The 23,988-nt window shown below is 54.8% G+C and carries 20 protein-coding genes; 8 read left to right on the top strand and 12 right to left on the bottom strand.

Annotated elements, in window-relative coordinates:
• Window positions 1–19: 19 nt before the first annotated feature.
• The 6 genes from folK to thpR all read right to left on the bottom strand — a co-directional run bounded on the left by folK (window position 20) and on the right by thpR (window position 5,363).
• A complete protein-coding gene (gene folK, locus EIP93_RS16615) occupies window positions 20–562 on the bottom strand; it encodes a 2-amino-4-hydroxy-6-hydroxymethyldihydropteridine diphosphokinase (protein WP_103862594.1) in 543 nt (180 codons plus the stop codon).
• The gene (pcnB, locus tag EIP93_RS16610) at window positions 562–1,974 is read right to left on the bottom strand and encodes a polynucleotide adenylyltransferase PcnB (protein ID WP_205076422.1); all 1,413 of its coding nucleotides are present in this window, start codon (window positions 1,972–1,974) and stop codon (window positions 562–564) included. The genes folK and pcnB overlap by 1 nt, the downstream gene beginning before the upstream one ends.
• Window positions 1,975–2,113: 139 nt before the next feature.
• Window positions 2,114–3,046, bottom strand: a complete 933-nt coding sequence (gene gluQRS, locus EIP93_RS16605) for a tRNA glutamyl-Q(34) synthetase GluQRS (protein ID WP_103940745.1) — start codon at window positions 3,044–3,046, stop codon at window positions 2,114–2,116.
• Window positions 3,047–3,174: 128 nt separating this feature from the next.
• Window positions 3,175–3,624, bottom strand: coding sequence for an RNA polymerase-binding protein DksA (gene dksA, locus EIP93_RS16600; RefSeq protein WP_125232990.1), 450 nt, complete (start codon window positions 3,622–3,624; stop codon window positions 3,175–3,177).
• A 468-nt stretch (window positions 3,625–4,092) separates the two neighbouring features.
• The gene (gene sfsA / locus EIP93_RS16595) at window positions 4,093–4,797 is read right to left on the bottom strand and encodes a DNA/RNA nuclease SfsA (protein ID WP_039538981.1); all 705 of its coding nucleotides are present in this window, start codon (window positions 4,795–4,797) and stop codon (window positions 4,093–4,095) included.
• A gap of 35 nt (window positions 4,798–4,832) precedes the next feature.
• Window positions 4,833–5,363: an RNA 2',3'-cyclic phosphodiesterase gene (gene thpR / locus EIP93_RS16590; protein WP_125232989.1), complete on the bottom strand. Its 531-nt coding sequence runs from the start codon at window positions 5,361–5,363 to the stop codon at window positions 4,833–4,835.
• Between the two features lie 92 nt (window positions 5,364–5,455).
• Between thpR and hrpB the strand changes: the two genes are divergently transcribed.
• The 5 genes from hrpB (at window position 5,456) to fhuB (ending at window position 14,852) form a co-directional block, all read left to right on the top strand.
• A complete protein-coding gene (gene hrpB, locus EIP93_RS16585; protein WP_125232988.1) occupies window positions 5,456–7,918 on the top strand; it encodes an ATP-dependent helicase HrpB in 2,463 nt (820 codons plus the stop codon).
• Window positions 7,919–8,020: 102 nt separating this feature from the next.
• Window positions 8,021–10,501, top strand: coding sequence for a bifunctional glycosyl transferase/transpeptidase (mrcB, locus tag EIP93_RS16580; RefSeq protein WP_116362761.1), 2,481 nt, complete (start codon window positions 8,021–8,023; stop codon window positions 10,499–10,501).
• Window positions 10,502–11,100: 599 nt separating this feature from the next.
• The gene (gene fhuC, locus EIP93_RS16575; protein ID WP_010299547.1) at window positions 11,101–11,898 is read left to right on the top strand and encodes a Fe3+-hydroxamate ABC transporter ATP-binding protein FhuC; all 798 of its coding nucleotides are present in this window, start codon (window positions 11,101–11,103) and stop codon (window positions 11,896–11,898) included.
• 16 nt (window positions 11,899–11,914) lie between these two features.
• Window positions 11,915–12,841, top strand: a complete 927-nt coding sequence (gene fhuD, locus EIP93_RS16570) for a Fe(3+)-hydroxamate ABC transporter substrate-binding protein FhuD (protein WP_109226217.1) — start codon at window positions 11,915–11,917, stop codon at window positions 12,839–12,841.
• Window positions 12,834–14,852: a Fe(3+)-hydroxamate ABC transporter permease FhuB gene (fhuB, locus tag EIP93_RS16565; protein WP_125232987.1), complete on the top strand. Its 2,019-nt coding sequence runs from the start codon at window positions 12,834–12,836 to the stop codon at window positions 14,850–14,852. Before fhuD ends, fhuB begins: the two co-directional genes overlap by 8 nt.
• A gap of 42 nt (window positions 14,853–14,894) precedes the next feature.
• Here the strand turns inward: fhuB and EIP93_RS16560 are convergent, their stop codons facing one another.
• Window positions 14,895–15,485 carry a LysE family translocator gene (locus EIP93_RS16560; RefSeq protein ID WP_039476063.1) on the bottom strand — a complete coding sequence of 197 codons (591 nt, stop codon included), beginning with the start codon at window positions 15,483–15,485 and terminating at the stop codon, window positions 14,895–14,897.
• A gap of 136 nt (window positions 15,486–15,621) precedes the next feature.
• On the opposite strand from EIP93_RS16560, the gene EIP93_RS16555 reads away from it, so the two are divergent.
• Entirely contained in the window at window positions 15,622–17,082 is a 1,461-nt protein-coding gene (locus tag EIP93_RS16555; protein WP_103971468.1) for an aminotransferase-like domain-containing protein, read from the top strand.
• A gap of 14 nt (window positions 17,083–17,096) precedes the next feature.
• On the opposite strand, the gene EIP93_RS16550 is transcribed toward EIP93_RS16555, so the two are convergent.
• Together EIP93_RS16550 and hemL are read right to left on the bottom strand one after the other, a co-directional pair.
• The gene (locus tag EIP93_RS16550) at window positions 17,097–17,720 is read right to left on the bottom strand and encodes a glutathione S-transferase family protein (protein ID WP_103862585.1); all 624 of its coding nucleotides are present in this window, start codon (window positions 17,718–17,720) and stop codon (window positions 17,097–17,099) included.
• 202 nt (window positions 17,721–17,922) lie between these two features.
• Window positions 17,923–19,203 carry a glutamate-1-semialdehyde 2,1-aminomutase gene (hemL, locus tag EIP93_RS16545; protein WP_103862584.1) on the bottom strand — a complete coding sequence of 427 codons (1,281 nt, stop codon included), beginning with the start codon at window positions 19,201–19,203 and terminating at the stop codon, window positions 17,923–17,925.
• A gap of 392 nt (window positions 19,204–19,595) precedes the next feature.
• Here hemL and erpA point away from each other — a divergent pair, with 392 nt between their 5' ends.
• Complete coding sequence (gene erpA / locus EIP93_RS16540; RefSeq protein WP_005969047.1) at window positions 19,596–19,943, top strand: iron-sulfur cluster insertion protein ErpA; 348 nt, start codon at window positions 19,596–19,598, stop codon at window positions 19,941–19,943.
• Window positions 19,944–20,092: 149 nt separating this feature from the next.
• Here erpA and EIP93_RS16535 read toward each other — a convergent pair whose 3' ends face one another.
• The 3 genes from EIP93_RS16535 to mtnN all read right to left on the bottom strand — a co-directional run bounded on the left by EIP93_RS16535 (window position 20,093) and on the right by mtnN (window position 22,134).
• On the bottom strand, window positions 20,093–20,371 hold the full coding sequence (locus tag EIP93_RS16535) for a hypothetical protein (RefSeq protein WP_103862582.1): 279 nt from the start codon (window positions 20,369–20,371) through the stop codon (window positions 20,093–20,095).
• A gap of 231 nt (window positions 20,372–20,602) precedes the next feature.
• Window positions 20,603–21,433, bottom strand: a complete 831-nt coding sequence (btuF, locus tag EIP93_RS16530) for a vitamin B12 ABC transporter substrate-binding protein BtuF (protein WP_107333295.1) — start codon at window positions 21,431–21,433, stop codon at window positions 20,603–20,605.
• A 2-nt stretch (window positions 21,434–21,435) separates the two neighbouring features.
• Window positions 21,436–22,134 carry a 5'-methylthioadenosine/S-adenosylhomocysteine nucleosidase gene (mtnN, locus tag EIP93_RS16525; protein ID WP_105879426.1) on the bottom strand — a complete coding sequence of 233 codons (699 nt, stop codon included), beginning with the start codon at window positions 22,132–22,134 and terminating at the stop codon, window positions 21,436–21,438.
• 246 nt (window positions 22,135–22,380) lie between these two features.
• On the opposite strand from mtnN, the gene dgt reads away from it, so the two are divergent.
• Entirely contained in the window at window positions 22,381–23,892 is a 1,512-nt protein-coding gene (dgt, locus tag EIP93_RS16520; RefSeq protein WP_109226119.1) for a dGTPase, read from the top strand.
• Window positions 23,893–23,988: the final 96 nt, after the last annotated feature.

Raw genomic sequence — 23,988 nt, 5'->3', positions numbered from 1 at the left:
TTGTAGATGGGGGGAATTATTAGTGGTCGAGTGTTCCGGTCAGCTTCTCGTCATCCCAGCGTTGATTATCCCACTTTCTATTATCCCATAAAGTCAGACCGTTGCGGTCGACATGGGTTAACCGCTGGGCGAGTGTGTCGCCGTCGGGGAATGCCAGTTCAGGGGCGATTTCCGCGAGCGGGTAGAGCATGAATTCACGATTCTTCATGTCGTAATGCGGCACGGTCAGACGCTCGGTCTGGATGACGACATCGCCGAACAGCAGAATGTCCAGATCCAACGTGCGTGGACCCCAGCGATGTTCCTTGCGTTCGCGACCTTGTTCCAGCTCTATGGCCTGTGTGTGATCGAGCAGCGATTCTGCCGCTAATGCGGTTTCCAGTTCAACAACGGCATTGAGGTAGTCTGGCTGATCCTGTGGGCCAAGCGGGCGGCTACGATAAAACGAGGAGCAGCAAACGACGTGCGTATGTGGAATCGCATCTAGCGCAGACAATGCCGCGCGCACCTGTTGCAAAGGCTGGGCAAGATTGCTGCCCAGCGCCAGATACACGCGCGTCATTAGGCTGGATCTCTACGTGCTGTTGTCGGTTTACGCGGTCGACGAGGGCGGGAACGACGATGTGGCGTCGGGCCGTCATCCAGCGATTTCAGCATATTTTGCTGACGTGGCGGTGCGGCTACCTGAAATTCACCCCACCACTGAGCCAGGCGCAGCAGCTCCTGATGGTTTTCGATTTCGGCACGCAGGCAAAGCAAGTCATACGCGGCGCGGAATTTAGGATGTTCCATCAGCTTATAAGCGCGTTTACCTTGACGGCGAGACAGCCGCGTTTGTAACTGCCAGATATCACGAACTAAAGAAGTAATGCGTTTAGGGATCGCCAGAGAACGGCACTGTTCATCCAGTACATCGTTCATCGCTAGCGAGAAGGCATCGAAGTAAGCCAGCCCGCTTTCCTGAGCCAGCTTTTGTGCATGCTCAACCAGCGGATACCACAGCATGGCGGAAAACAAAAACGCCGGATTGACCCGCATGTCATTTTGCAGACGCTGATCGGTATTTTTCAGTACCTGTGCAACCATGCGTTCCAGCGTGGAATCACCGTTTGGTGTGAAATAGCGGCTCAGCAGCGGAAAAAGCGGCTGGAAAAGCTGGTATTCACACAGCATTTTATAGGTTGGGTAGCCATAGCCTGACTGAAGCAGCTTCAGAGACTCTTCAAACATGCGCGCCGCAGGGATATCGTGCAGCAATGAGGCCAGACGAGGAATCGGCTCAGCGGTTTCCGGGCTGACCGTCATGTTCAGCTTAGCGGCGAAACGAACGGCGCGCAGCATACGCACCGGATCTTCACGGTAGCGCGTTTCAGGATCGCCAATCATACGGATGACGCCCTGACGCAGATCGTTCAGGCCATCGGTATAGTCACGTACGCTGAAATCAGAAATGCTGTAATAGAGGCTATTGATCGAGAAATCGCGGCGCTGAGCGTCTTCTTCAACGGAACCGAAAATATTGTCGCGTAACAGCATGCCACTTTGGGCCTGCTGAGAGGAGTTTTTGACTTCTTGCTGTTCCTGATGCTGTTCGTGGTGACCACGGAACGTGGCAACTTCAATCACCTCTGGCCCGAACATGATGTGGGCGAGACGGAAACGACGCCCGACCAAACGACAGTTGCGGAATAACTTGCGCACCTGATCGGGAGTGGCGTTAGTGGTGATATCAAAATCTTTCGGCTTTTTGCCCAGAAGCAGGTCGCGTACGCCGCCGCCAACCAGATAAGCCTCGTAGCCCGCTTTGTTCAGGCGATAAAGTACTTTCAGCGCGTTATCGCTGATATCGCTGCGTGAAATAGTATGTTGGTCACGCGGAATCACCGTCATATGCTGGCGCGGTTCCTCTGATTCGACCATTTCGTTCTCACGATTCAGTACCTTACGACAAAAATTAGCAACTCGGGAAAAGATAATACACCTCGATAGTGATGGATAAATCAACGGCACAGCAAAAAATTTCTGGGAAACGTTTTTGACGTCGACCCAGCGACGGCCTGCAAGTGTGACGGCCAAGGATAGTGCGTCACTAAAAATAGCGGCTAATCATAGCTCACCAATGCCCCTTTGAGAATGCCGATGTGATCGCGGACGGGTTTATTGCCGCCTGTAACGGGACAACATCAAGGGACCAGTGCGCGACAGACCAGGCCAGAAGGTTGGAAAGCGTCATATCCTGACCGTTCTCCGGCAGCGGTTGGTTCAAGAATTGCAGTGCAGCCAGCAGCATGGGACGCGGATCGCTATTCGGCAGCGCCGGTGCATGATTCTGCTTGGAAAGTTTATTTCCCTCGGTATTTAGCACCAGCGGCAGATGAACGTAGGTAGGAATCGCGTAGCCCAACTGCTGATAGAGCGAAATTTGCCGCACTGTCGGTTCGATCAGATCGGCACCGCGCACGATCTCCGTAATACCCTGATCGTTATCGTCGATCACGACGGCCAGATTATAGGCAAACAGCCCATCGCGGCGGTGGATAATAAAATCTTCCTGCGCGAGTGCCGTGTCGGCATACAGCTCGCCACGCAATTTATCGTGAAAGTAAAATACCGGCGTTGTCTGGCGCAGGCGTAGTGCGGCGTTATCGGAGGGCAGGTTACGCGTTCGACAATAGCTGTCATAGTGCCCACCTAGCTGCTGAATACGGCTACGCGTACAGGTGCAGTAGTAGCTCATGTCCTGCTGTTGAAGCTGCTGCAGAATCTCGCGGTAACGCCCATGCCGCTGTGACTGGTAAATCACTTCACCATCCCAGTGCAGGCCGTAATGGTCTAATTGTGCAAGGATACGGGAGGCGGCGCCGGGAATTTCCCGTGGCGGGTCGATGTCTTCAATACGTACCAGCCAGCGCCCTTGTTGGGAACGAGCTTGCAGATAACTACCCAGTGCGGCGATCAGTGAGCCAAAATGCAGGTCACCAGAAGGAGAGGGAGCAAAACGCCCGACGTAACGATGCGTTTCCGTGAAACCAGTTGTTCCAGACATAAGAGGTTGGTGCTATCTCGTCAGCGTTTTATCCAGACAGAAGATAGAGTGATGAACATCATTCATCAGCGGTAGAGTATCTAGAGCCGGCCCCTGCGATGGGCAGGAGCCGATTCTGGACAGGAAAATTAACCTGCCATTTGCTTTTCGCGTATCTCTGCCAACGTTTTGCAGTCGATACACAGATCGGCGGTCGGACGGGCTTCCAGACGGCGGATGCCAATCTCGACGCCACAGGATTCACAGAATCCGAAATCCTCATCTTCGATTTTCACCAGCGTTTTGGCGATTTTCTTGATCAGCTTGCGGTCACGGTTACGCAGTTCGAGACTGAACTCTTCTTCCTGCGCTGCGCGATCCACGGGATCGGGGAAATTAGCGGCTTCATCGCGCATGTGCGATACCGTACGATCCACTTCATCCATGAGTTGGTTGCGCCATGCTTCAAGAATACGCTTGAAATGAGCCAGCTGAGCGTCGTTCATATACTCTTCGCCCGGCTTCTCCTGGTACGGCTCTACTCCGGCAATTGCGAGAATGCTCAGAGAAGATGTCTTACGGTTTTGCCCTTCTTGCATGTTGCTTCTCCTACATAACACGACACGCATAATACCCTTTTATGCAGTGAAGTTGCGGCGTTGTTGGCCATAACTTCAGCTATCTGGGTATATCGGCCCCCAAGGGGGGAAAAAACAGGCCGCTATAAATAGCAGATGAAGATGGGGTTGGCAATGCTTCCTGACACCGGCCTGATAAAGTGTGAGGAACAACCTGCTTAACCCGTCATACTTCAAGTTGCATCTGCGTTGGCTACGATACTCGGCCCACTTGCGTGGACCTCGCCCCGTAGGGGCCGCTGCAAGCAGCGTTCAAATCTGCCTCTGGCAGATTTGTCAGTCACTCGAATCACTTACTTGAGTAAGCTCATCGAGATTCCTTCTCTTGCCGCCTTCCTGAAACTCGAATTATTTAGGGTATACATTAAATAAGAAACAATGTGTTACGCCTTTGGTGGTACGTTCGGCGTGTTATGCCATGTTGGTACGTCATCCCAACAACGGTAGCTTATGCGTCAATTTAATACCGTCAGGGCCTAATATGGAGCCGTAACATAAAATTTCAACCCCAGCCTGTTGTGCTTCGATAAATAATTCCGCATAGCGTGAATCAATATGCCGAGCGGGAGAAACCTGCTGGATGCCTGAATGGAGCACGGCGAAAAAAAGGACTGCGCGTTTTCCATTGGAAACCATCTGTTGCAGCTCACGCAGATGCTTTTGCCCTCTGAGTGTAACCGCATCCGGAAAGTAACCACATTCATGTTGCAATAATGTGACAGATTTCACCTCAATATAGCAGTCAATCCTGTCCGGCGCCTGTAAAAGCAGGTCGACTCGGCTATTTTCCGTACCGTATTTTACTTCCGTTTTTACGTCTGGGTAGCCCGCCAACTCTTCTATGCGATTTTCCAATAAGGCTTCGTACAATAATGTGTTGGCACGCAGAGTATTGACACAAATCCAGTGATTTTGTTGTGTTTCAGTCAGTTCCCAGCTCTGGGCGTACTTGCGCTTAGGGTTATCCGATGTGGAGTACCAGACGGTATCGCCGGGCGTTGCACAGCCTGTCATCGCACCGGTATTGGCACAGTGCAGCGTGAGCGTCTCGCCTTCTGGGGTTACGACATCGGCCAAAAAACGTTTGTAACGTTTAATCAACCGGGCGGGTTGTAAGCGTGGGGTATAGTCCATGTGTATCCTGTTTTTTTGTTTATCCACTCGACTACTTATTTAATAAATGACCAGCTTTCCAACTGCTGATAGCGGGTTTTACCATTATCGAAAAGTGACTCGTAAAGTGAAAAGTGCGTCATGTCGACCTGCCAGCTAAAGGTGGCGGGGGGAATCGCAACGGGGCGGGTCGCGCCACGTAATAACGTAATGTGTGGGTGAAACGGCAAGGCTGTTTGATAGCAGCCGTTGCGCGCGGCCTGAGAACGCAGCAGTTCCGCCAACTGTAACAGCCCACGCGGTGCACGACGGCAGCCCAGCCAGACCACGCCGGGACGCGGCCAGTGTCCAGCGTCATTCAGCGTAAGGGAAAAAGCGGGCTGACGGATGCGGCTCGCCAATGTCTGTAAGACCTGCGCTTTTTGCTCGCTGACATCGCCCAAAAATGCCAGCGTCAGATGAAGATTCGCGGAGGCGACCGGACGACCCGCTTCCAGAGGGAAGTGTTCGGCACGCCAGCGGATAATCTCTTGCTGTGTAGCTTCTGGCAGTGATAAGGCAAAAAACAGGCGGCGGGTGGCTGACATGGCGATCTCTCTGTTCTGATTCCATCAGATGCTGCATTCATCCAGATGCTACAATGCTCGCCGCTGAAAGTTAACCTTATACGGAGATGTCTGTGATTTTACCGCCCGTTAGCGCCGTGCTGGATGATGTGATAACGGCGCTACATACCGCGCCCCAGGTGCTGCTTAATGCGCCAACGGGGGCAGGGAAATCGACCTGGCTGCCGTTGCAGTTGCTACAACAGGGCAATGTGAACGGGCGCATCATCATGCTGGAGCCACGCCGTCTGGCGGCAAAGAGCGTGGCTTGGAGGCTGGCGCAGCAGCTAGGGGAAGAACCGGGGAAAACCATAGGCTATCGCATGCGGTCGGAAAGCTGCGTGAGTGATGCTACGAGGCTGGAAGTCGTCACCGAAGGCATGCTGACTCGTTTGCTGCAACAGGATGCGGAACTGCAAGGCGTGGCGCTAATCATCCTTGATGAATTTCACGAGCGCAGCGTGCAGGCCGATTTGGCATTGGCGCTGTTGCTCGATGTGCAACAAGGGCTGCGTGAAGACTTAAAGCTGCTGATTATGTCCGCCACGCTCGACAATGCGCGGCTGGCGGCGCTGCTGCCGGAAGCCGTCTGCGTGGTTTCCGAAGGTCGCAGCTATCCGGTAGAGCGGTGTTATGCGCCATTGAACAATCAGGAGCGTTTAGAAGAGGGCGTTGCGCGACAGGTACGGCGTTTGCTCAGTGAAGAAGCTGGTTCGCTGCTGCTGTTTTTGCCCGGCGTCGCGGAGATTCGCCGTGTGCAGGCGCTGCTGGAAAATAGCGTGTCGAGCGAGACAGATCTTTGTCCTTTATATGGTGCGTTGACGCTGGCGGAGCAGCAAAAGGCGATTCTGCCCGCGGAACCGGGCCGCCGTAAGGTGGTGTTAGCCACCAATATTGCCGAAACCAGCCTGACGATTGAAGGTATCCGGCTGGTGATGGATAGCGGCCTTGAGCGTGTAGCCAGCTTTGATGTGAAAAGCGGTGTCACCCGACTGATGACGCAGCGAATCAGTCAGGCGTCGATGGTGCAACGCGCTGGACGTGCCGGACGTTTAAGCCCCGGTATATGCTGGCATTTATGCTCTCGCGAACAGGCAGAACGCGCGGCGGCGCAGAGTGAAGCCGAGATACTGAATAGCGATTTAAGCAGCATCTGGCTGGATTTATTACAGTGGGGCTGCACTGATGTGACGCAGTTAACCTGGCTGGATACCCCGCCAGCCCCTGCGCTTTATGCCGCACGTCAACTGCTGCGCCAGCTTGGTATTACCGATGAGCAGGGTAGGTTAACCGCCGAGGGGCGGAAAATAGCCGCGTTAGGCTGCGATGCCCGACTGGCGACGATGCTGTATGCCGCCTCACAGCAAAGTTCAGATGCATTGGCCACGGCCGGATGTCTGGCGGCGATACTCGAAGAGCCGCCGCGTAGCGGGTCGATCAATCTGGCTGATTGGCTGCATCGCCCATTGCCACACTGGTTGCGGCGGGCAAAACAGCTGACGCGTCGTTTATCGACGACCTCGGGACGTATTAACGGCGGCGACGCCGACTGGCTGTTGGCACAGGCTTTCCCCGACCGCATCGCCCGGCGGCGTAGTCAGGATGGCCGCTACCAGCTTGCTAACGGCAGCGGCGCGATGATGTCGGCCGATGAAGCACTGTCAGGTACGGAGTGGCTGCTGACCCCGGCGTTGCTACAGAACGATCGATTAGTGCAAAACAAGCAAAGCGCAGAGGCACGGATCCTGCTGGCGTTGCCGCTGGATATTGAACGGCTGGAACGGCGGTTACCTGGATTAATAAATGAACGTAACGTGGTGCACTGGGACGAAGAAAAGGGTACTCTGCGCGCCAGCCAGCGCGACCAGATAGGTTGTCTGACTCTGCGAACGCGCCCGCTGAACAAGCCTTCCGATGAGGCACTACAGCAGGCGATGTTATCCTGGATTCTGGAGCAGGGGATTGATGCATTAAACTGGGATGCTGCGGCGTTGCAGTTACGCGCCCGGCTACAGTGCGCGCACCAGTGGTTGCCGGAAGTTGACTGGCCGCGAGTGGACGAGGAAACGCTGCTGGCAACGCTGGAAGTCTGGTTACTGCCGTCACTTGCTGGCGTGCGTGATTTACGGGCGCTGCACCAGATTAATTTGAGCGATGCGCTGCTGCGACTGTTGGACTGGTCGCTGCGCCAGCGGCTGGATAGCGCATTGCCCACGCACTATACGGCCCCCGGCGGCAGTCGCTTGCCTATCGCCTATTATGACGATAAGCCACCGGTGCTGTCGGTGCGGATGCAAGAAATGTTCGGTGAGCAGCAGAGCCCGCTGTTGGCGGAAGGGCGTGTGGCGCTGGTATTGGAACTTTTGTCCCCCGCGCAGCGTCCACTACAGATTACGCGAGATTTAGCGGCATTCTGGCAAGGCACCTACCGCGACGTGCAAAAAGAGATGAAGGGGCGTTACCCCAAGCATGTCTGGCCGGACGATCCGGCAAATACGGCTCCGACGAGACGTACCAAGAAATATCAGAATCACTAATTTCAGACGTTTCCGCTTTCCCAAAAAAGGGGCTGGAAACAGAGTAGGCGGCTTGAGCGCAGAGCAGATAGCCGTGAACAACCTGATGGAGAAGTTATTGTAATGTCTCGGGATGACCGCGAACCTATCGGGCGCAAAGGGAGAGCGCCAAAACGTAAGCCTGAACGCAAGCAGGCCATACGACGTCGCAGGGATGACGACTATGATGATGAAGACTATGACGATTATCAGGACGACTATGACGACGATGATGATTACGACGGCGATGACACCATGACGCGTAAATCGCAGAGAAGACGGCGCTGGCTGGGGCTGGCGATCAAGCTGTTCCTGATCTTTGCCGTGGCGATGGCGATCTATGGCGTGTACCTCGACAGCCAGATCCGTAGCCGTATTGAAGGCAAAGTCTGGCAGCTGCCTGCCGCCGTCTATGGCCGCATGGTTAACCTTGAGCCGGGCATGGCCTATAGCCAGAAAGAGATGATCAGTCTGCTGGAAGGCATGCAATACCGTCAGGTGAGCCGCATTACCCGTCCGGGTGAATTCAGCGTGCGTGGCAACAGCATCGATATGCTGCGCCGTCCGTTTGATTTCCCTGATGGAAAAGAAGGGCAGATTCAGGCGCGTCTGACGTTTGCCAACGATCGTCTGTCGCAGATCCAGAATCTGGACAACCAGCGTAACTTCGGCTTTTTCCGTCTCGATCCGAAACTGATCACCATGATGCAGTCGCCGAATGGCGAACAGCGTTTGTTCGTGCCGCGTGCCGGTTTCCCCGATCTGCTGGTTGATACACTAGTAGCGACCGAAGACCGTCATTTTTATGAACACGATGGTATCAGCCTGTACTCGATTGGCCGTGCGTTCTTAGCGAACATCACTGCGGGGCGTGCGGTACAGGGCGGTAGTACGCTGACGCAGCAGTTGGTTAAGAACCTGTTCCTGACCAACGAGCGTTCGCTGTGGCGTAAAGCTAACGAAGCCTATATGGCGCTGATCATGGATTATCGCTACAGCAAGGATCGTATCCTTGAGCTGTATCTGAACGAAGTGTACCTCGGTCAGAGCGGTAACGATCAGATCCGCGGTTTCCCGCTTGCCAGCCTGTATTACTTTGGTCGTCCAGTGAATGAACTGAGCCTCGATCAGCAGGCGCTGCTGGTGGGCATGGTGAAAGGGGCGTCGCTGTATAACCCGTGGCGTAACCCACAGATTACGTTAGAACGACGCAATCTGGTGCTGCGTCTGTTGCAGAATCAGCAGGTTATTGATGCTGACCTGTACAACATGCTGAGTGCGCGCCCGTTGGGCGTACAGCCGAAAGGTGGCGTCATCAGCCCGCAGCCTGCATTTATGCAACTGGTACGTCAGGAACTGCAACAGCGGCTTGGCGACAAGGTTAACGATCTCTCTGGCGTGAAGATCTTTACCACGCTTGATCCGGTCTCGCAGGATGCGGCGGAAAAAGCGGTGGAAGTCGGGGTTCCGGCACTGCGTGCAGGTCGTAACGTCAGCGATCTGGAAGCGGCGATGGTGATTGTCGATCGCTTCAGCGGCGAAGTTCGCGCGATGGTTGGTGGTGCTCAAACGCAGTACGCTGGGTTTAACCGTGCGCTACAGGCGCGTCGTCCTGTCGGATCGCTGGCGAAGCCGCCGACCTACCTGACCGCGCTGAGCCAGCCGGACACCTATCGTCTGAATACCCTGCTGGCCGATGAACCGCTGTCGATCAAACAGTCTAATGGACAGCTATGGCAGCCGAAGAACTACGATCGTGAGTTCCGTGGTCGCGTCATGCTGGTCGATGCGCTGGCGAACTCGCTGAACGTGCCGACCGTCAATCTTGGGATGGCCGTGGGGCTGAATCAGATCACGGAAACGTTGAAGCGGCTAGGGATTCCGGAAAATGTGATCCAGCCTGTACCGGCGATGCTACTGGGAGCGATCAGTCTGACGCCGATGGAAGTGGCGCAGGAGTATCAGACGATCGCCAGCGGCGGCAATCGCGCGCCGCTTTCCTCACTGCGTTCGGTGATTGCTGAAGATGGCACGGTGCTTTATCAGAGCTTCCCGCAGGCGGAACGCGCGGTTCCGGCGCAGGCTGCCTATCTGACGCTGTATGGCATGCAGCAGGTTGTTGAACGCGGTACGTCGCGTTCGCTGGCGGTGAAATTCCCGAATTATCATCTGGCAGCGAAAACCGGTACGACTAACGACCTGCGTGACAGCTGGTTTGCTGGGATCGACGGTAAAGAAGTGGCGATTAGCTGGGTAGGGCGCGATAACAACGGCCCGGCCAAGCTGACTGGGGCGAACGGTGCGCTGACGATTTATCGTCGCTATCTGGAGAACCAAACGCCGCTGCCGTTAATGCTGACGCCGCCGGAAGGCATTACGACCATGACGGTGGATGCCAGCGGTAACTTTATCTGCAACGGCAGCAGCGCCGGACGCGTATTGCCAGTCTGGACGGATAATCCGCAGGCACTGTGTCAGGCTAGCCAGCCGCAGCCTTCAGCACAGCAGGACCAGCAAAACGGAGAAGGCGTCGCTGACTGGATCAAAGAAATGTTTGGTCAATAAACGCTTCTCACTGCCCCCGGTTAATCTATTGTCTCTTATAGACAAAGACAGGGGTATCACGTGTTTTGTCGTTATCCGGCGTAAAAAATTATGCTGAGGAGATAGCAGGCTTAGGATGAGCCGCATGGACGCGGCGAAAGCTTGCGCCACGTCAGGAACGTGTCGCAAGCGGTCCTCTAAGCCTGATACCGACGAAGGCACCGCTTTAGCGGCATAATTTCCGCCAAAAGCCGGGGTTCATAGGGGGCTGGCGTAGCCCCCTATGTCGGGCGCGTGCTACGAAGTAGCATGAAAATAACGACATTATCGCGCACGAAACTGTCTCTTAGTCGGCATAAGAATGTGACTAAGAGGCTGAGTTAATCTGGGCATTTTTTTGCACCTGCTATTTTGGGTAATGGTCACATCCTGCCTGATACCACTTTTCCTGCCGGAGCACTCTGGCGCTGACAGGTAAAAGTCTTGCGATTGGCATTCCGTTGCGCCTATCATGCTGCCTTTATCGTAATCATTATCGTTCTCTTTTAGACTGACGGTTACGGAAATAGTGAATTCTGCTCACCCCTTTCCTTCGGTGACATTAAAAAACCAAAAGCGCTATGCAAAATCAAACTGTACTGCCTGACACTACCTTCAGACTGGACGACGTCAGCTTTTCCGTCGCCGGGCGCACGCTGCTACATCCGTTATCTATCACGTTTCCCGTGGGGAAAGTGTGTGGGCTGATCGGGCACAACGGCTCAGGCAAATCGACATTGCTGAAAATTCTGGGTCGCCATCAGTCCGCCAGCAGCGGAACCGCATTGCTGGGTGAACAGGCGACCGGAAGCTGGGACAGCAAATTGTTCGCCCGTCAGGTGGCTTATTTACCGCAGCAGCTTCCCGCTGCCGAAGGGATGACCGTGCGTGAGCTGGTTGCTGTGGGGCGCTACCCGTGGCATGGCGCATTAGGCCGTTTCGGCAGCGCCGATCGGGAAAAGGTCGAAGAAGCCATCACGCTGGTGGGATTAAAGCCGTTTGCTAACCGTCTGGTGGATAGCCTGTCCGGCGGTGAACGGCAGCGAGCCTGGCTGGCGATGACGGTGGCACAGGATAGCCGCTGCCTGCTGCTGGATGAACCGACCTCCGCACTGGATATTGCGCATCAGGTTGAGGTGCTGGCGCTGATTCAGCGCATGAGCCGCGAGCGCGGCATCACCGTTATTGCTGTGTTGCATGATATCAACATGGCTGCGCGCTACTGCGATCATCTGGTAGCGTTGCGCGGCGGCAAAATGATTGCGCAGGGTGAGCCTGTCGCGCTCATGCAAGGGGACGTGCTGGAAAATATCTACGGCATTCCCATGGGTATTTTGCCTCATCCGGCGGGTGGCGCGCCGGTCAGCTTCGTTTGTTAACTCGGTTTTCCTGCTCATGATGCCTGAACGTTTTTCTTCTCCATCCTCCCCCGATCCGCTACGCCGTCGTTTGCTGACGGCGCTGCTATTGTCCCCGCTGGTTTATTCAGCGGCGAGCAAGGGAGCCACTGCCACATTTCCCGATGTAAACCGCATTGTGGCGCTGGAGTGGTTGCCTGTTGAACTGCTTCTGGCGTTGGGCATCACGCCCTTCGCGATTGCCGATAAACATAACTATAACCTGTGGGTGAAAGAGCCAGCGCTGCCTGAATCGGTGATTGATGTGGGGCTGCGTACCGAGCCCAATCTGGAATTGCTCACGCAGATTCGCCCGTCCCTGATTCTTTACTCTGAAGGCTACGGCCCTTCGGTCGCGAAAATGTCCCGTATTTCTCCGCTGCTGGGCTTTGGCTTCAGCAACGAACAGGGAAAACCGCTGACGTCGGCACAGGCCTCGGTCATGAAACTGGCCGATGCGCTAAATATGAAAGCGGCTGGAGAACGGCACCTGACGGAGCTGGCGCAGTTTCTCCAGCAGGAAAAAATCACACTCCAGCCTTATACCCAGCGGCCTCTGTTGCTCATCACGCTGGTCGACAGCCGCCATGTGTTGGTGATCGGCAAGAACAGCCTTTTTCAGGAAGTGATGGATCACATCGGAATAGAGAATGCCTGGCGCAGCGAAACCAGCTTTTGGGGCAGTACGATTGTGGGCATTGAGAGCCTGGCAGAAATCGGTGATGCCAACGTACTCTGTTTTGAACATGGTGATAGCGCCATCAGCGCTCAGCTTGATAATAATCCGCTTTGGCAGGCCATGCCGTTTGTGCGTAACCAGCGTTTGCAACGTGTGCCAGCCGTCTGGCTGTACGGCGGAACGCTCTCGGCAATGCGCTTCTGTCGCGTATTGAATCAGGCATTGGAGGCGAGAACACATGCCTAATTCTCTGTCTGCCGCGCACAAGCGTGCTGTGCACCCGCTGGTGCTGCCTGTTGTTTTAATCGGTTTTCTGCTGTTCGTGATTCTGGGAATGGGCAGCTACAACTTGCAGCAGCAATTGCCTGCGTCGCAGTGGCTTCAGGGGCTGACACAGCCCGCCTTGAACAATATGCAGCAGCTTCTGTTTCACTACAGCCTGTTGCCGCGCATGGTACTGGCGCTGCTGATTGGCGCGGGGCTGGGATTGTGTGGCGTGTTGTTCCAACAGGTCTTGCGTAATCCATTGGCTGAGCCATCAACGCTGGGGATCGCCACGGGCGCACAGCTCGGCATCACGGTGGTCACGCTGTGGGCGCTGCCCGGTGGCGAATGGCTCCAGCAGGCTGCTGCGATGATTGGGGCGCTGGTGGTTGGCGCGCTGGTGTTTGGCGTCGCCTGGGGCAAGCGGTTATCGCCGGTGACGCTGATACTGGCGGGGCTGGTGCTGAGTTTCTACTGTAGCGCGGTCAATCAGCTGCTGGTGCTTTTCCATCATGAGCAGCTTCAGGGCTTGTTCCTGTGGAGCAGCGGCGTGCTGAACCAACAGGACTGGAGCAATGTGCAGTTTGTTCTCCCGCGTCTTCTGGTGTGTTTCTGTCTGGCGCTGTTGTTGATTCGCCCGCTAACCCTGCTGGGGCTGGATGACGGCGTTGCACGTAATCTGGGGCTTGGGCTGTCGCTGGCACGTCTGAGCGCGCTTGGGCTTGGTATTTTCCTGTGTGCCCAGTTGGTGAATGCGGCAGGTATTATCGGTTTTATCGGCCTGTTTGCGCCGCTGCTGGCGAAAATGCTGGGCGCACGGCGGTTACTTCACCGTCTTTTATTAGCGCCGTTGCTCGGGGCGTTGCTGCTCGGCGTTGCCGATCAAGGCGTTATCTGGCTGAGTGGCGTGTGGCTTGACGTCCCAACGGGGGCCGCGACGGCGCTGATTGGTGCGCCGCTGCTACTGTGGCTGCTGCCGCGTCTGCGTAATAGTGGTCAGCCCGCTCTGGTCGACAGCAATAGCACGCCGACGGTTGAACGTCGACTGTGGGGAACGTGGCTGGTGCTCGGTATCACGCTGCTGGGAATGGTGGTGATCGCGGCGCTGATGTTGGGGAAAGATGCGGAAGGCTGGCAGTGGGGCGGTGGTGATGTGTTAGCGCAGTTGCTCTCATGGCGCTGGCCTCGGGTGCTGGCGGCGCTAACTGCCGGAGTGATACTGGCGGTGGCGGGAACGCTAATACAAAAGCTGACGGGCAACCCGATGGGAAGCCCGGAAGTGCTGGGGATTAGCTCCGGTGCCTCGTTTGGCGTCATTATTTTGCTGTTTTTTATTCCCGGCAATGCGTTGGTGTGGCTGCTTCCGGCCGGTAGCGCGGGCGCGGCGTTAACGCTGCTGGTCATGGTGATTATCGCTGGTCGCGGTGGGTTCTCCACGCAGCGTATGCTGTTGGCGGGGATTGCGCTCAGTATGGCGTTCACCACCGTCATAGCGCTGCTGTTAGCCAGTGGCGATCCGCGTATGGGAACGGTGCTGACCTGGCTGTCGGGCTCAACCTATGCGGTTGAACCGACTGACGCGATACGCACGGCGGTGATTGCGGTTCTGCTGTTGTTGATCGTCCCGCTCTGTCAGCGTTGGCTGCGTATTTTGCCACTGGGTACGACAACGGCCAGATCGCTTGGCGTAGCTGTCACACCGGTTCGTCTGCTGGTGTTGCTGCTGGCATCGGTACTGACCGCGATGGCAACCCTGATGGTTGGGCCGATGAGCTTTGTGGGCTTAATGGCACCACATATGGCGCGGATGCTGGGCTTTAGCCGCGTGTTGCCGCAAATCGCCAGCTCGGCATTGATTGGTGGGGCACTGATGGTGATTGCTGACTGGTTTGGCCGGATGATCCTCTTTCCGGCGCAGATCCCTGCAGGGCTGCTCGCGACGTTTATCGGCGCACCTTACTTTGTTTATCTGCTACGCAAGCAGGTGAGATAACGCGAACTTCGGCGGGTAGATTAGCCCGCCGAAGTTGTGTAATTAACCCGTGACGTTGATGGCTTCGGCCAGCATCCAGAACGTAGTAAGCACCAGAGAAAGCGCCATGATGCCGTTGAAGGCTTTCAGTTTCCACGGTTCCTGAAGATGTTTGCCGATGCGATCGCCGAGCACGGCCCAAACGAGAATACAGGGCAGATTGAGCGCCATAAAGGCGAACATTGTGGGGAAAATACCGTTGCTGGCGGTATACAGCAGCGCGATGTTGCTGGACATCAGCCAGGCTTTTGGGTTTACTGCCTGAAATAACGTCCCTTGCAGTACAGTCATTGGCTGTACTCGCCCTTGTAATTCCGGTGCTGATGAACGCACGATTTTCCACGATAGCCACAGTAGATAGACGCACCCCAGCACAGTGAGGGGCAGGCGGATCATGCTCAGCCAGCTCAGCAACAGCTCCAGTGCCACGCCCATCAGCGCCGTTTGTAGCGCACAGCCAATTAAAATACCCATCAGCATCGGCAAGGTGCGACGCAGGCCAAAATTGACGCCTGACGTCGCCAGCAGCAAATTATTGGGCCCCGGCGTGATCGACATGACGGTGACGTAGCTGAAAAAAGAAGGGTCGAGCATGGTGTTATCCTGATGATGGGGTGAGAACACTATGGTAGGCAGAAAAAAGAAATGGTTACAGATACACAAAATGATTATTGTAATGGGTACAAACTGCATTAATCGTTAACTGTACTCATTGGCTGGCGGGGGAACTGTGTCCATCATCGACTCACAAGAAAGTACGCTCTATCAACAGCTCGCGGAAACCTTCGCCACAGCCATTCATCAAGGGACGTTAGCGCCGGGAAGTCGCCTGCCTTCTATTCGTCGCGTCGCCGGATCGCACCAGGTGAGTGTGAACACGGTATTAAACGCCTGGCGTATTCTCGAAGATCGTGGGTTGATCGAAGCACGGCCGCAGTCCGGCTATTTTGTGCGAGGGCGTCTGCCGTCGCTGACGGAGAGCAAGCCTCACCGTGCGCAGGTGATTGTGCCGGGAAGTGAGAAACTGGATCTGATTGATACCGTTTTTGCTGCTCAGACGCACCCGGATTACATCAACATTTCTCTGGCGTGCCCGCAGCATGCCGATTTCTATCCGACCGAAAAGATCAGCCGTATTGCCGCTTCTTTGCTGCGGCGGCAGCCTGAACTGATTGGTCGCTATGCGTTGCCGCCAGGCAGTGAACGGTTGCGGCGTGAAGTGGCGCGGCGAGCGATGGATTTGGGTATGTCATTGACCCGCGAGGACATCACGATCACCCACGGCTGTATGGAAGCGCTACAGCTGGCGCTACGCACGGTCACGCAGCCGGGCGACTGTGTGGGTTTGGAAACGCCAACCTATTTTTATCTCTTTCCCCTGCTAGCCAGTCTGGGACTGAAAACGGTGGAGATTCCCACCGACCCGCAACGCGGTCTCGCGCTGGATGCGCTGGAGCTGCTGCTGTCAGAACAGCGATTACAGGCGATTATCGCCATGCCGAACGCGCAAAATCCGTTAGGGTGCAGCATGACGCTGGCGGATAAAAAGCGGCTGGCAAAGCTGGTGAACGATTATCAGGTGCCGCTGATCGAGGATGGGTTATACAGCGAGCTTCAGTTTACCTGGCCGCTGTCGCCGACGGTGAAAGCCTTCGACCGCGAAGGCTGGGTGATTTACTGCTCCAGCTTCACGAAAACGCTGGCGCCCGATTTTCGCATCGGCTGGATGGCGTCAGGCCGTTTCCGCGCCAAAGTGGCGCGGCTGAAAGCGGTCTCGTCAATGGCGGAATCGGCGCTGCTATCGGAAACACTGGCGCAGTTTCTGGAGTCTGGTGGTTACGATCACCATCTGCGCACGCTGCGTCGTCGCTATGCCGTGCAGATGGATGAGGCGCGCGGGTTGATTGCCCGACATTTTCCGCAGGGGACACGTGCGACGCAGCCGCAGGGCGGTTTTGTCTTCTGGCTGGAGTTGCCGGGTAATGTCGATGGGGTGGAATTATTCCATCGTCTGCTGCAAGAGAAAATTTGCGTCACACCCGGTGAGCTCTATACGCTAAGCGGCCGCTGTAAGCACGCGCTTCGGCTATCGTGCTGCTACCCGTTTGATGAACGCTACACGTATGCGCTTAAGCGCGCGGGGGCGCTGGCCTGTGAGATGAGCGGTATCGAACCGGGTAGCGCAGAGTAGTATTATGAGTAGCCTTATGGCGTGCCGTTGCGTCCCCAGGTCAGGTAGCCCGCGCGTGCGCTTAAGCGCTCATAGTAGGCGCGGACGGCGGGATAGTCCGTGTGTTCCAGCGGCGTTTCATACCAGCGGTTCACCGATAGCCCGATGGGAATATCGGCCAGCGTAAACGCCTGTCCTGTAACGTAGTGACCGGTTCGCTCCAACTGCTGATTCAAAATGCCCATGGTGCGTGACCAAAGATTGCAGGATGCTGCCAAGAGCGTCGGATCCTGATGTGCGGGAGACTGGCGCACCAGCGACATAAAGGCGTAACGCCATGAGGGATTGAGCTCGTTGGCCTGCCAGTCGATCCATTGGTCGATCGAAGCACGGCTACGCGGATCTTGCGGGTAGAGCCAGGCTCCGTCCTTCGCGTTGGCGAGGTAACGTATAATTGCGTTCGATTCCCACATGACAAAATCCTCGTCCTGAATAACCGGTATCATGGCATTGGGATTGAGCGCCAAAAATTCCGGTGACTGCGGTGATTTATAGCCTTCGCCCCAGTCTTCGCGGTGAAAGGGAATCGCCAACTCATCGCACAGCCACAGCACTTTCCGAACGTTGATCGACGACGTGCGTCCTAGAACCTTTAACATGACCTCTCCGCTATTTTCAGGAAAATAGACTTACTCATAACCAATTTAAGAGGGCTTGTCATTCTCGAACGATAGACTTGGTGAAAAAGTTGGAGGCGGAGCAGAGGGGATGATGAAGACAGAAACGGCAGAGGAAATAGCGACAGCGTCAGGTGAGTGACGCTGCCGTGTAATTGAGTTATTTAGCGTACTAAATTCGCTTTTACAACCGTGAGAAGCAGAGCTGTGCGGCTTCTATAGTGCGATCGATGTCCTGTGGTGTGTGTGCCAAAGACATAAAGCCCGCTTCAAATGCGGACGGCGCGAGGTAAATCCCTTCTTCCAGCATCATGTGGAAGAACAGCTTAAAGCGCTCGACGTCGCACTTCATCACATCCTGATAGCAGGTGACGCTCTCGGCATCCGTGAAGAACAGACCGAACATACCGCCCGCCTGATTCACCACCAGCGGAATATTTTCGGCTTTCGCGGCAGCCAGCAGGCCATTAGCCAGCTGATTGGTCAACTCGGTGAGTTTTTGGTGTACGCCGGGTTTTGCCACTTCTGTCAAACAGGCAAAGCCTGCAGCCATGGCAATCGGGTTGCCGGACAGCGTTCCCGCCTGATAAACCGGGCCGGTCGGTGCCAGCGCCTGCATGACTTCACGCTTGCCGCCGAATGCGCCGACTGGCATGCCGCCGCCGATGATTTTCCCCAGGCAGGTCAGATCCGGCACCACGCCGTAGTGCGACTGTGCCCCCGCCAGTGCGACACGGAAGCCGGTCATCACTTCATCGATGATGAACAGGGCGCCAAACTCATCGCAGAGGGCACGCAGGCCGGGAAGGAAATCTGGCAGCGGTGGAACGCAGTTCATGTTGCCCGCAACAGGTTCGACAATGATCGCGGCGATCTCGTCAGGATATTGTTCAAATGCAGCGCGAACGGATGACAGATCGTTATAGACACAGGTCAGCGTGTGGCGGGCGAAATCGGCTGGAACGCCGGGGGAATTAGGTTGGCCCAGCGTCAGTGCGCCAGAACCAGCTTTCACCAGCAGGCAGTCGGCGTGGCCGTGGTAGCAGCCTTCAAATTTGATGATTTTATCGCGGCCCGTGTAACCACGTGCCAGACGGATCGCGCTCATGGTGGCTTCCGTACCGGAGTTGACCATCCGCACCATATCCATACTCGGCACCAACGAGGTGACCAGACGCGCCATCTGCACTTCCATTTCTGTCGGTGCGCCAAAGCTCAGGCCGCGTTCTGCTGCCGCGATCACTGCATCACGAATTGCCGGATGATTGTGACCCAGCACCATCGGGCCCCACGATCCCACGTAATCAATGTACGCTTGCTCGTCAGCGTCGTAGAGATAAGCGCCATCAGCCCGTTCGATGAACAGCGGAGTACCGCCGACGCCGTTAAAAGCACGAACGGGTGAGTTCACTCCGCCGGGAATAAGTTGCTGTGCCGCAGCATACAGGCTTTCAGATTTGTTCATTACGCGGTCCTGACTGGTCTTGATCGTAAAATGTAGGGGTATTCTAATGAACTGACCGCCGTTATGAAATCGCTGTGCGGGTTTTCACTTGAAAACGCGCCGCATCATACCCACTGAGAGTACTGGCTGTGTGGTGTATGAGACGGCATAATGCGGCGATTATTTCAACAATCCACCCGTCATAATTCAAGTTGCATGTGTGTTGGCTTTCCTTACTCACCCCAGTCACTTACTTGAGTAAGCTCCTGGGGATTCGTGCGGTTGCCGCCTTCCTGAAACTCGAATTATTTAGGGTAGGGCTGTCAAATCTTGAACGTTTTCGCTTACTGCCGGATAATAAGCGTATGAATATGGGTCTATCACCTGATAAGCCCTGAGTTGGGAGTAAAAATATGAGCGATGATATAGCAGCACTGCCTCTGCAATTTACCGATGCGGCGGCAAGCAAGGTGAAAAACCTGATTGCTGATGAAGAAAACCCAGAGCTGAAACTGCGCGTGTACATCACGGGCGGCGGCTGTAGCGGTTTCCAGTATGGTTTTACCTTTGATGATCAAATCAACGACGGCGATATGACCATTGAGAAACAAGGTGTGGCGCTGGTGGTTGATCCGATGAGCCTGCAATATCTGGTTGGCGGTGCGGTGGACTATACCGAAGGGCTGGAAGGTTCTCGCTTTATCGTGACGAATCCGAACGCGAAATCCACCTGCGGCTGTGGTTCCTCTTTCAGCGTCTGATCCTGCATTGCGGTTATTCACCGACTAAAAAAATAAAAACCGTGTCTTGTTGCCGAGACACGGTTTTTTTATAGCAGACATTTTTTATCGCAGACAATAAGCCAATGATAGGAAGCGTTAAAAAAACACGCCCCCTGTTTTTACTGTGATTACCATTCGACCGTAATCAAACGCATTTCCGTACCCTGTGCGGTTTTTGCCGCAGAAGTCGAAAATTTTGCCTGATCGACCTGAATACGTGACTCAGTAATTTTAGGTTGTGGTACAGAGGCTACGTTACAATTCATTTGATATTGACCGGATTGAGGCGTTACGCCGCACGCCGGTAGTATCGTCAGTTGAGCGTTAATTTGCCCGCCCTGATTTCCTGCATATGCCGTGCTACAGGCCGCCATAAGTAAGCCCGCGTAAAGCAACGCATTTTTCATATTTAAAGCTACCTGGTGTCAAAGGAACCGATATCGGTTCAAAGTTTTCTCATTTCGTCTTGCTTTGGCTTTATCGCCAGATGGTAATCAAAACCATGAATGCTGTTTATGATTCCATCGTTGCGTTCAGATTATCGGCAACTATTGGCGAAATAAAAGCCTGTTAGTGTTACAACTTGTATACTAATGAAGCTATTGTTAGCGGAATGGTTTCACTCTGTTAATTAACAATCACTTCGCTGACGAAAGCGTGGGTCTTAACTCTGCTAACTGAGAACAAATTTGCTGGGCTGCCAATAGTAAACGAGGGCCGCTGCGGCTAAACCAGTCTTCATTGACGGTAATTACCGGAACCGCTAATTGCGGCTGCCAAAACGCTTGCACACTGGAAATCCTCTCTGGCGCACCGCCGACAATAATGGCCTGCGGTTGGCGTCTTAACACCTGTTCACGACTGACCTGCGGCCAGGGCACCGGACTGTCGCTAAAGACATTTTCGGCACCACACAGTGAAACGATCTGGCTTTGCAGCGTTGCTTTCGACGAGGTAAACAGCGGCTGAGTGCCGAATTGAATGAATACCCGCAATGGCGTGGCGTTATGCCTCTCGCCAGCGTGCTGGAGTTTGTCTATTTCCTGCTGAAAATTTGTTGCTGCTCGTTCGGCTTGTTCAGGGTGGCGGCTATAGGTCGCCAACTGTCGTAGTGACGCCGGGATATCGTCTACTGTCTTCGCATCCAGATAAACGATGGGAATCGAGAAGTTGGCGAGCTGTTCCAGCGGACGCTGTGAGTTACCCTCGCGCCACGCCAGAATCAGATCGGGCTTGAGGGCGAGGATGCGCTCCAGATTGATTCCCTGCCAGGAGGCAACCTGTTCCAGCTTTTTTGCTTCTGGCGGGTAATCTGACCAAGCGCTAACCGCAATCAGCTGTTCACCCATGCCTGCCGCATAGGCCATTTCCGTCGCGTGTGGTGCGAGACTGATCACACGCTGCGGAATGGCATAAGCGGCGGTGCAGAGCAGTAGCCCAGTTAGCCAGCAGAGGAACCTGACTGTCACAGTTAGCGTGCGGCCAGCTTGGCCAGAATCGCTTCTACCATCCGCGTTGATTGCTGTGCCGCAACGCTCAGGAACTCATCGAAACTCAGGTGTGAGGCTTTATCGGCCACATCAGAAATCGCGCGCACCACCACAAACGGGACGGCGAACTGGTGGCAAACATGGGCGATCGCAGTCGCTTCCATTTCTACGGCAATCGCCTTCGGGAACGTGGTGCGGATACGAGCTAACGGCTCTGCGCCGTTAATAAAGGCATCACCGCTGACAACCAGACCGCGCACGGCGTTCAGCTGTAACTCGGCAATCGCTTCCTGCGCCAGCGCGATGAGTTTTTCATCGGCAAGGAAAGCCGCAGGGCAGCCTGCCATCTGGCCGGGTTCATAGCCAAAGGCCGTGACGTCAGCATCGTGGTAGCGCACTTCATCGGAAACCACGATATCACCGACGTTCAATGTGGGTGCCAGTCCGCCAGCAGAACCGGTGTTAATCACCACGTCTGGCTTGCTGTGTTCTAGCAGCAGCGTGGTGCCCAGTGCGGCGGAGACTTTACCGATACCGGATTTCAGCAGCGCGACTTCTACACCGTTGATTTGTCCGGTGTAGATTTCGCAACCCGCACGCTGGAAGGTCTGACGGTTTTCAATCCGATCGCGCAGCAGCGTTACTTCTTGTTCCATCGCACCGATAATACCGACTTTCATAAGGTTCCCCGCAAATTCTGTTATAAATGGAAGGCGTATACCTAATGCTGGTCACTGAAGTCCCATTTTAGGGGAAACACAGGGGGAGGTTCCCGCAGGGATGCCTCACCCCTGTGGTCGCACCGTGTATCTCGATCGTTAAATGACCAGCATTAGGTGTATATCGCGGACGTTAGTCTATCATGGCTAGCGGGATGAGATGGAGTGTCCATCATTGTGCTGTAGCGGGATGACATGGAGAACCGTATGTCTGGTATCGATTTCGCCAAAAAAATGAGCTTTCAGCGCCATTTCAGTCGGACTAAAACGGCTGAGGATGAATATACGATAGTGCGCCAGTTTGAAAGCGATCGGGGTCGTATTATTAACTCCGCTGCCATCCGCCGTTTACAGCAAAAAACTCAGGTCTTTCCGCTAGAACGTAATGCGGCCGTCCGCTCCCGTCTGACCCATTCTATGGAAGTTCAGCAGGTTGGCCGCTATATCGCCAAAGAGATTTTACACCGCCTGCAAGTCGACGGGCGGCTGGCATCGCTAGGGCTGAACGACAGAGAAACGCCGTTTGAAAGCCTAGTTGAAATGGCGTGTCTGATGCATGACATCGGCAATCCACCGTTTGGGCATTTTGGCGAATCCGCGATTAATCAATGGTTCAGAAAATTGCTGGATAGCCACTATCTGGACAGTGAATCCCCGGAGCGCGTCGATGACTGTAGAGTCCCTACGCTGCGGATGCAGCAAGATGGACTGGACGAATTGCGCGGGCAGATCCGGCAGGATCTGAGCCATTTTGAAGGCAACGCACAGGCGATCCGTCTGGTGCATACGTTGCTGAAGCTTAATCTGACCTACGGGCAGGTCGCTTGTATCCTGAAATATACCCGCCCTGCGTATTGGCACGGCGAGCTTCCGGCTGATTACCATTATTTGATGAAGAAGCCGGGCTACTATCTGGCAGAGGAAGCGTTTGTCGCTAAACTGCGTGAAGAGCTGGATATGGGCGAATTTCATCGTCATCCGCTGAGCTACATTATGGAAGCGGCCGATGATGTGTCTTACTGCATCGCCGATCTCGAGGATGCTGTCGAGAAAGATATTCTCACGATCGAAGAACTTTACGACCTTTTACGTGAAAATTGGGGTGAAGGAACAGAGAAAGACATTTTCGCTAAAACGATTGAACATGCCTACAAAGGACGTGAACGTTTAAAATGGCGCAGCCACGACGATCAGTTCTTCATGAATCTTCGCGTGAATACCGTGGCGCAGATGGTGCCGCATGCCGCGAAGCGTTTTATCGATAACCTGCCGGAGGTCTATGCTGGATCGTTTAATCAGGCATTGCTTGAGGACGACAGCCCGCAGAACCGCCTGTTAGGCATTTTCAAACGCGTCGCCTTAAAGCACGTTTTTAACCATCATGAAGTTGAACAGTTGGAGCTACAGGGTGACCGCGTGATTCGCGGCTTGCTGGATATTTATAGCCCGCTGCTAGAAATGCCCTATCAGGATTTCAGCCAGCTTGTAAGCGACGATACGCACAAGCGCTATCCGATTGAAACGCGGCTTTACCACAAGCTATCCAGCAAGCACTGTCTGGCCTATTGCGAAGCGGTCACCGAGTTGGAGGGATTACCCGAAACCGAGCGTGTCATCCGTGAATATTATTATCGGGCGCGCCTGATTCAGGATTACATCAGCGGTATGACGGATTTGTACGCCTACGACGAATACCGTAAGCTGATGGCGGCAGATTAGCGATGAACAGGCAGCAACGGAAATCACGACTTTTGTAAAGCCGTTCAATATTTCCTTACGCTTCACGATCTTCCCCTTTGGAACCTTGTTGGTCCA

This window comes from Pectobacterium versatile, assembly GCF_003932035.1.
GTDB classification, from domain to species: Bacteria; Pseudomonadota; Gammaproteobacteria; order Enterobacterales; family Enterobacteriaceae; genus Pectobacterium; species Pectobacterium versatile.
The sequence above is the reverse complement of the archived record's forward strand: the minus strand, read 5'-3'. Positions and strand labels throughout refer to the sequence as shown.

Bases quoted from the DNA above. Each gene is read 5' to 3' on its own strand.
- mrcB (WP_116362761.1), top strand. From the start codon at position 8,021: ATGTCTCGGGATGACCGCGAACCTATCGGGCGCAAAGGGAGAGCGCCA.
- mtnN (WP_105879426.1), bottom strand. From the start codon at position 22,134: ATGAAAGTCGGTATTATCGGTGCGATGGAACAAGAAGTAACGCTGCTG.
- thpR (WP_125232989.1), bottom strand. From the start codon at position 5,363: ATGTCAGCCACCCGCCGCCTGTTTTTTGCCTTATCACTGCCAGAAGCT.
- EIP93_RS16535 (WP_103862582.1), bottom strand. From the start codon at position 20,371: ATGAAAAATGCGTTGCTTTACGCGGGCTTACTTATGGCGGCCTGTAGC.
- EIP93_RS16560 (WP_039476063.1), bottom strand. From the start codon at position 15,485: ATGCTCGACCCTTCTTTTTTCAGCTACGTCACCGTCATGTCGATCACG.
- hemL (WP_103862584.1), bottom strand. From the start codon at position 19,203: ATGAACAAATCTGAAAGCCTGTATGCTGCGGCACAGCAACTTATTCCC.
- folK (WP_103862594.1), bottom strand. From the start codon at position 562: ATGACGCGCGTGTATCTGGCGCTGGGCAGCAATCTTGCCCAGCCTTTG.
- fhuC (WP_010299547.1), top strand. From the start codon at position 11,101: ATGCAAAATCAAACTGTACTGCCTGACACTACCTTCAGACTGGACGAC.
- erpA (WP_005969047.1), top strand. From the start codon at position 19,596: ATGAGCGATGATATAGCAGCACTGCCTCTGCAATTTACCGATGCGGCG.
- fhuD (WP_109226217.1), top strand. From the start codon at position 11,915: ATGATGCCTGAACGTTTTTCTTCTCCATCCTCCCCCGATCCGCTACGC.
- gluQRS (WP_103940745.1), bottom strand. From the start codon at position 3,046: ATGTCTGGAACAACTGGTTTCACGGAAACGCATCGTTACGTCGGGCGT.
- sfsA (WP_039538981.1), bottom strand. From the start codon at position 4,797: ATGGACTATACCCCACGCTTACAACCCGCCCGGTTGATTAAACGTTAC.
- dgt (WP_109226119.1), top strand. From the start codon at position 22,381: ATGTCTGGTATCGATTTCGCCAAAAAAATGAGCTTTCAGCGCCATTTC.
- dksA (WP_125232990.1), bottom strand. From the start codon at position 3,624: ATGCAAGAAGGGCAAAACCGTAAGACATCTTCTCTGAGCATTCTCGCA.
- EIP93_RS16550 (WP_103862585.1), bottom strand. From the start codon at position 17,720: ATGTTAAAGGTTCTAGGACGCACGTCGTCGATCAACGTTCGGAAAGTG.
- fhuB (WP_125232987.1), top strand. From the start codon at position 12,834: ATGCCTAATTCTCTGTCTGCCGCGCACAAGCGTGCTGTGCACCCGCTG.